6 protein-coding genes are annotated in these 7,815 nt (G+C 40.4%); 4 read left to right on the forward strand and 2 right to left on the reverse strand.

Annotated features, from left to right (window positions below):
* Positions 1-47 precede the first annotated feature (47 nt).
* Positions 48-1,841 carry a sodium:solute symporter family transporter gene (locus ACJAT7_RS08780; protein ID WP_415226424.1) on the forward strand — a complete coding sequence of 598 codons (1,794 nt, stop codon included), beginning with the start codon at positions 48-50 and terminating at the stop codon, positions 1,839-1,841.
* A 296-nt stretch (positions 1,842-2,137) separates the two neighbouring features.
* Here ACJAT7_RS08780 and ACJAT7_RS08785 read toward each other — a convergent pair whose 3' ends face one another.
* On the reverse strand, positions 2,138-2,359 hold the full coding sequence (locus ACJAT7_RS08785; RefSeq protein ID WP_415226425.1) for a hypothetical protein: 222 nt from the start codon (positions 2,357-2,359) through the stop codon (positions 2,138-2,140).
* Between the two features lie 189 nt (positions 2,360-2,548).
* On the opposite strand from ACJAT7_RS08785, the gene ACJAT7_RS08790 reads away from it, so the two are divergent.
* Positions 2,549-3,589: a DUF21 domain-containing protein gene (locus ACJAT7_RS08790; RefSeq protein ID WP_415226431.1), complete on the forward strand. Its 1,041-nt coding sequence runs from the start codon at positions 2,549-2,551 to the stop codon at positions 3,587-3,589.
* 637 nt (positions 3,590-4,226) lie between these two features.
* Positions 4,227-4,862 (forward strand): PEP-CTERM sorting domain-containing protein, encoded by a 636-nt coding sequence (locus tag ACJAT7_RS08795; RefSeq protein WP_415226426.1) that lies wholly within the window; start codon positions 4,227-4,229, stop codon positions 4,860-4,862.
* A 715-nt stretch (positions 4,863-5,577) separates the two neighbouring features.
* Here the strand turns inward: ACJAT7_RS08795 and ACJAT7_RS08800 are convergent.
* Positions 5,578-6,387 carry a ferredoxin--NADP reductase gene (locus ACJAT7_RS08800; protein ID WP_415226427.1) on the reverse strand — a complete coding sequence of 270 codons (810 nt, stop codon included), beginning with the start codon at positions 6,385-6,387 and terminating at the stop codon, positions 5,578-5,580.
* A 696-nt stretch (positions 6,388-7,083) separates the two neighbouring features.
* On the opposite strand from ACJAT7_RS08800, the gene ACJAT7_RS08805 reads away from it, so the two are divergent.
* Positions 7,084-7,491 carry a hypothetical protein gene (locus tag ACJAT7_RS08805; RefSeq protein WP_415226428.1) on the forward strand — a complete coding sequence of 136 codons (408 nt, stop codon included), beginning with the start codon at positions 7,084-7,086 and terminating at the stop codon, positions 7,489-7,491.
* Positions 7,492-7,815 lie beyond the last annotated feature (324 nt).

The raw sequence follows: 7,815 nt of genomic DNA on the forward strand, positions 1-7,815 counted from the left end.
AATTAAAAATTAAGAAGGGTATTACCATGGGAACAATTGATATTGCAGTGGCAGTTATTTTTATGCTGAGCGTGATCGGCGTAGGGATGATAAAAAGTAGAGGAGAGAAAACGCACAGTGAACACGGTGCAACTGATTACTTCCTTGCGGGACGCGGACTTAGCTGGTGGCTTATCGGCTTCTCTCTTATTGCCGCAAATATTTCTGCAGAGCAGTTTGTAGGTATGTCTGGACAGGGAGCCGGAATGCAAGGTCTTTCTGTTGCAAGTTGGGAATGGATTGCTGCAATTACGCTTGTCGTCGTGGCATTTGTTCTTCTGCCATACTTCCTTCGTACCGGTATCACAACAATTCCTGAATTTCTGGAAGTTCGTTATAACCACTGGGCTCGCCTTTTGATGACGCTTTCTATGACGATTATCCTTATTGGTGTGAGTCTTATTGGTGTTATCTATGCCGGTGCAATCACCATGGTGAAGCTCTTCGTTGAGTTCGGGTATGATATTTCTCTTCCGACCACATGTTGGATTCTTGGTGGTATGGCTGCCACCTATGTTGCATTTGGTGGTCTTAAGGCCTGTGCTTGGGCCGATCTTCTTCAGGGCTCTGCTTTGATTCTTGGCGGCGCTGTTATTACTTATTTTGCTTTTAGTGCGCTTGGTGCGACAGATATGACGACTCTTGTAGATGCAACGGGTGCCGCGGGAACTCTTGATGCCGGCGCTGGCGCTATAGATAAGTTCTCGACTTTAAACAGTACCGCAATGCATATGGATACACCTGCAATGCCATGGCCGATACTCGTTCTTGGTATCTGGATCCCTAACTTCTACTACTGGGGCCTTAACCAGTATATCTCTCAGCGAATCCTTGGTTCTGCTTCTCTTGGTGATGGTCAGAAAGGTCTGGTTTTAGCCGCTGGTCTTAAACTTATTATTCCGTTCATCATCGTTATTCCAGGTATTATTGCATTCAACCTTTTCTCAACACAGATGGAAACGAGTGCAAATATTGATGCAGGTGGCAGTGTATTTACTAGTTATGAACAAGCCGCTGTTAATCTTGATTCTAATAAAATATTTACGCTTGATTCAAAATATGTGGTTGCACATCCTGAAAAAGCACAAGAAATTGACACATACAACCGTACTGTTATTGCTCGTATTGGAGAAAGTGCCGCTGTAAGCGAGGAGATCAATCCGTACAAATATGACTCAGCAATGGGACTTTTAATCACTAAGCTTATTCCTAAAAATGTAGGTATCCTTGGTTTCGTAATCGCGGCACTGATGGGGGCAATTATCTCATCTCTTGCCGCTATTCTGAATGCTGCTTCGACACTATTTACTATGGACGTATACCAACGCTACATTCGCCCAGATGCAGAGCAATACGAGTTTGTAACATTCGGTCGTATCTGTATCGGTGTATTTGTTGTTATTGGTTGTGTTGTTGCTCCAATGCTGGCTGATTTTAAAAGTATATTCGGATTTATTCAGTCATTCCAAGGATATGTATCTACAGGTATTCTTGCCGTGTTTATCTATGGATTGATTAACCGCACTTCAGGTAAATGGGCGGGTGTTATCGGTATCTTAGCCAACGCTGTTATTTATGCTTACCTGCAGGCTGTTTATCCCGATATACACTTCCTATATAGCATGTCTTACTGTCTGATTGCTGTACTTGTTATTCTTACTGGATACGGTCTTATATTCAAAGCGGAGAGAGTCGAGTTTGAATCAAAGACAACCTTGGATATGACGCCATCCACAGGCGCTCGCAACTGGGGGATCGTAGTATGCGTTCTGACCGTTATTTTATATATTATATTCTGGTAAAAATTAATAGTAAGTTTCTAAAACCTACTATTAACAACTAATAAAAGAACGCCTTCCGTATAGAAGGCGTTTTTTTTGCCCAGCAAAGCTGCTCACATTATCGCCAAATATGCGCGAGGAAAAAGGGGGACACTCATATCTTTTTTACCTAAAAAGGTTTGGTCCCGTCTTGCCAATAATCCAGCACGATACAATGGATGAGCCTGAATAAAGTTTATACCAGCGATTGCTGATTTCCTTATCTGACCAAGCGTCTATTTGACTTCATTGGCATGTAAAACAAGATAGCTTTTATTTTAACTACGGGGATTAGACATGCTCGAATAGACGCAGATATTAATCGCAAAAATATCACTAATTTTCCGAATGCGATCAACCATCAATTGGCAGCAATGTGCAAAACTTTGCCCGCTATATTGATCTTCGCCACACAAAAATGCACGGCGAACACAACAACAAAGACAGTGATCATAGGGCATATCGACAAGGGAAATTGATGAAGTGCGTGACTGCATCATACCTATCTCACAAAAAGGTATGTCTGCCCTCCCTTTTGTCGACAACGCAGTAGAAAGTGCGAAAAAATATCGCTAGGGTGTTGATTATAATTGCTAACGTTAATTTTCCAGTGCCAGCGTATATTAACTTGATTATTTTATGACAACGCATCATTATCCGCCCAGTTTATAACTGCTAAGGAACTTTTCATAATGGTAGATCTTCTTATTTGGCTTGCTATTGTCTTTTGCATCAGTCAATCAGCTATCTTTTCAGGGCTTAATCTGGCCTTTTTTAGCATCAGTCGTTTGCAACTGGAGGTAGAAGCAAAGCGAGGCAGTAAAGAGGCCGCAATTATATTAAGCATGCGCGAAGACTCCAATTTTTTATTGTCGACCATTTTGTGGGGCAATGTGTCGATTAACGTCCTATTGACATTACTTTCCGATTCAGTGCTGGCTGGCGTTTACTCCTTTCTCTTTTCAACCGTAGCCATTACTTTTTTAGGGGAGATTATTCCGCAGGCGTACTTCTCCCGCAATGCACTGAAAGTAGGTGCAATTTTGGCACCTGTGATCCGTTTTTATCAACTGCTGCTTTTCCCCGTGGCTAAGTTAACGGCCTTGATATTAGATGGTTGGTTAGGCCGTGAGGGGATCACCTATTTTCGGGAGAAGGAGCTTAAGGCGATTATCACCGCGCATATGGATGCGGATGAATCTGAAATGCAGCATGTTGAAGGTGTCGGCGCACTGAACTTCCTGCAAATTGATGATATTCCGATTACCAGTGAGGGGGAAAAACTCGATCAGCAGAGTTTAATTCAGCTGCCCTGCAAACTGGATCTGCCCATTATTCCAGAGCGTAATAGTGAGCAGTTTCCTGAATTTGTTGATGCAGTGAATCGCTCTGGCCATAAATGGGTTATTCTCGCCAATGACGTGCAAGATCCCTTATTGATACTGGATGCCGATGGCTTTATTCGCTCCACCTTGAGCAAGGATGATCGGGCTGATCCCTATTTATATTGCCACCGCCCAGTTATCATTCGCGATCCACTCTGTACTCTGGGAAAAGCGATGCAAAGGTTAAAAAAAGCGCAGAGAACCCCTGCCGATAACGATGAAGTTCTGGATCATGATGTGATCTTAGTGTGGAATGACCACCCGAGAGTGATCACTGGGGCAGATATTTTAGGCCGCCTGCTTAAGGGGATTGGTGGAAAAGGATCTGATAAATCAGAGGATTAGTCTGTCTGATTGGCAATCTGCAGCCACAGAACAGTGCAAGGTCAGATCGCGGTCAAGGGTTAAGTTATATTCAACATTCTCAACCTAACTATAAAGCAGACAAAATAAAAACTTTAAAATCAGTGCTTTATTTAATAAAGCGGTTCGAGCGTTTCACCTTGCTGTCTCTTAGAGACATTGAGGGAGACTAATTATCACAGAAGACGATACGGCCGATACTTAGTGGTGTGTAAACCTGCACTCTCAGCCCTGTTAGGGATATTGGTGCAGCTTGTAACAAAAACCGGCGGCACTAGTCCTACGTATTATCCAAGCTAAGCACTGGGATCTAAGGGAAACGGTAAAGCCGATTACTGGTGGGTGTTTCTACCATTAAGCAACCACCTTAAATATTAATGACTGTTTTCATATTTCACCCTAGACAGCATTAAATTGCGTTATTAGTAGCACCATTACGAAAGTTATTATGTCGATTATTTTTACATTTACAATAAAATTTATTTTCAAATTACACATAACCTCTTGTAATACTTGTAAAATAAAGTATCGGCATGATAATTGCATTATTAAAATATAATGCATCACATTTAGCAATTACCTCCCGTAATAATACAGCAGAAATTAAAAGGAATTTAAGATGAAAAATAAATTTTTAAAAGCGAATCTAGTAGGTTTAACACTGTTTATGAGTGGTTTCGCGAATGCTGGGTTAGTAACGGATGTAGTAGGTATCCAGGCGAGCTCTGTAACATCAACTTCTGAGTATGGTGCGGCATATTCAGCTGACAAAACTATAGACAGAACGGATTACACCTCTGGTGTGACGAGTTGGGCTGATATTGAATCGCTTTCATATGATCAAACCAACTATCACACATCAGCAAATCCAGGACCAGGGTCAATAACATGGGATTTAAGTTCAATATTTAACATGGATAGAGTAAGGTTAGATTGGACAAACAACGGAGTCACCAATAACTTTTCGGATTTCACAATAGAAACCAGCATAGATTCATTATTTACAAATTCCACTTCTGTCTATGCAAACGTGGGCGCGCCTAGTACAACTTTCGAAATTATTAATTTTACACAAATTGGGGTTGGCCAGTTTATTCGTTTAAATTGGACCAGCACAGATGGAATGTTTGGTGGATTGCGTGAAATAGTGGTTGGTGCTGGAAATATCGCATCCGTCCCAGAACCTTCTACTCTTGCTATTTTAGCATTAGGTTTAATGGGTTTAGCATCACGTCGTTTTAAGAAACAAGCTTAGAAATTTCGTTTCACAGTCTGAGTCTATTATTGACTAGGGTATGACTGGGCTTATATTAACCAGGCAATGCAACTCACGTTATTACCACTCTGTTAATACGTAAATGACATCAAGAAGCACCTTCCTACTCGGTTGATGCTTTTTTTTTGCTTCCCCTTTATATAAAAAGTATGCCGTTTTAATCGAAAAAGATAAAATGCTGGATAGCCAATACATTTTTTGAAATTTTCTGTTAATAAAAACTCACATTATCACCAAATACAATCGAGTATTTGTGCAATCACACCAGAATAAATGTTTTCATTGTAGCTGAGTTAAATAATGAGGTGTTTTGAAAGAATTAAAACATCAGCATCCCTTAGCAAGGTGCTAATTGAATGGGTAGATTATTAACAATGACTTTTTAATGCAGCATTTGTTGTAACTTAGTTTTACCTGATATCCAGAAAATGAAAAGTCGGGACACCTTGTAAAGAGGGCAAAAACCAACCACAGCGGTCAAAAGCATAAGCCCCACAAATACACGTATGCTGCCGTCGATCCAATTTTCGTTTGTGAACAGCTATTTGTTGTTGTCATTATTTATTCGCCAATTGAAAATTTGATTTCATCATTAAAGTACACGGAATAAATGTGAGTAATCTACTCAGGAGCCATAAACTTGTCTGCCCCTTTTTGGCTGCTGCAGAACATCCTCAGCAACGTATCTTGCTAGTTACCAGTAATTTTCCGAACTGAATTGTCCGTGTTTACGACGCAAATGTTTCTGATACCCCATATTCTGCAATACTTCACGAGTATCTCGCACCATCTCTGGATTACCACAGATTAGAAAGAAACTCTTGAGCAGATCCAGTTCAACGCTGCTGAACTGAGCCAATGTACCAGCAGATAGTAACGCCGGGATCCGTCCAGTGAGCGCGTAAGGTACAGCTTCACCGGAGACTATCGGAACGTAGTGGAACTGCGGCCCAAGATCTGCCTGCAAGGCCTTAATACGATCCTGATAGACTAGGTCGGCTTCGTGACGGACGGCATGTACCAATACTAACCGTTCAAATCGCTTTTTTGTAGACGGATCAGCCAACAGGGACAAAAAAGGGCCGATCGCAGTACCAGTGGATAGCATCCAGAGATCGCTGGCGGTTTCAGGGATCTCCTCCAAGGTCATAAATCCCGTAGGCTCTTCACCCACATAGATGAGATCGCCGGGTTGCAGCGCATCCAAACGGGGAGATAATCCCCCCTCAGGCACGGTCACCAGCAAAAATTCCAATATTTCATCATTGGGGGCATTAACCATAGAGTATGCTCTGCGAGACCATCCACCTGTAGCAGTAGGCAGTGCTAACTTGGTAAATTGACCGGCTTTAAAAGGATGCATTTTTGCCTTTACTTTTAGGCTGAAGAGCTGTTCTGTCCAGTCAATTCGATCAATAACTGTGCCTTCAATAAGGCTGTGGGGAAGAGGGTTATCAAGCATCAAATTTCTCCAAAAATTAAGAATATGGAAGATAATTAGCATAACACGGATTTTAATTATAGGTTATATACTGACTGATTAGGACCCGATACAAAAATAACCATTTGTGCCGAAAACAATATAACAGTTTGATTTTAAAGTGCTTTGTTTGGTTTAAAATCTCGCGTGGTGAGTGATGTTAACTTGGATATGGGGAATTAAGAGGTGAATTATAAATGCAAATGAATTGGGAGAATGAATTGGAACCCCATATCTTTTTTACTTAAAATGTTCGGGTGCCCCATCTTGCGGCTAACAGCTAAGGAATAACCCCTAATTTCTGATTATTTCTAGTGATCAATCCAGCTAGATTTCATAAAAAATAAGATACCTTGTTTTGCTCCTGAAAAAGATGCTTGAATTAACCCACTTTACAGGGGAGCAGAGAGGGAAAAACTAGCCTTATTATCAGATAGATAAAAGATTATCACCGGCCAGCCTTTTTATTAAAATAAGCGTCTCCATTCGGAGACCTTATAAGCCATTGATTTTTATGTGTTTATTAAATATCTGTTAATAACTGTCTGCAAATGGCGACATTTAACTTATGAAATATACTAAAAAACACATACTTCACTCGTAACTTGCTGAATTAAAAGGATTGTTATAGTTGGCATGATTATAGCTAAGTAGTGTAGTCGTTATTCAATAGCGAGACCCTCAAAACTATTCTAATAAATTTAAAAACGGAGTTATATCATGAACAAAACACTTATCCTTGCTTTTACCATTGCCTTCGCAACATTTGGCTGTACGGAAGAAGAAGCCACTTCATCTGACATGGCAGATGAAGTGGTTACCTCTAATGCAACAAGTGAAACGGTTACTTCGAGTGAAATAGACGAAACAGTTCTCTCCAGCACAACCGATAACGCAGAAGTTTCGGATCAAGCTGTTGCAGCGAACACAGCCGATAAAGAAGTCATTTATGATGCGATGAATCAAATGAGCTTTCAAGCTATTGATACAAACCTAGATGGGGTTATTAACCGGATGGAAGCTGAGGCTGATACCAAACTGCTGGGCGCTTTTATTACGCTAGATTTGGATAAAACAGGTGATCTAAATGAGGTTGAATACAACAAGTTTGTTATGCTAACTAAATAATAACAAATCAGATAGTTAACTTACTTTCTGTTGATACGGAGGTAAGTTAACTTAATTAGCGTTATAATTAATCGCTTTTTTATTTATAGTTGGCTTTTATCGTGACTGATATCGCCTTCTTAATATTAACCATAAACGTCACATTATTTGTAATATATCAATTATTTATGCACAATAGTTGAGACCGTTTATCAGCCTTTAGGCTTTGCCTCCCAATAATATATGGCGTGTATAATGCGAATTCCAATTAGACTCATCCCCTTAAAACACCTTCTTTTAGTCGGATTTCTGATCTCATTAATTCCACTGGGATTATTTGTATGG

This window comes from Psychromonas sp. (genome assembly GCF_047632995.1).
Taxonomy (GTDB): domain Bacteria; phylum Pseudomonadota; class Gammaproteobacteria; order Enterobacterales; family Psychromonadaceae; genus Psychromonas.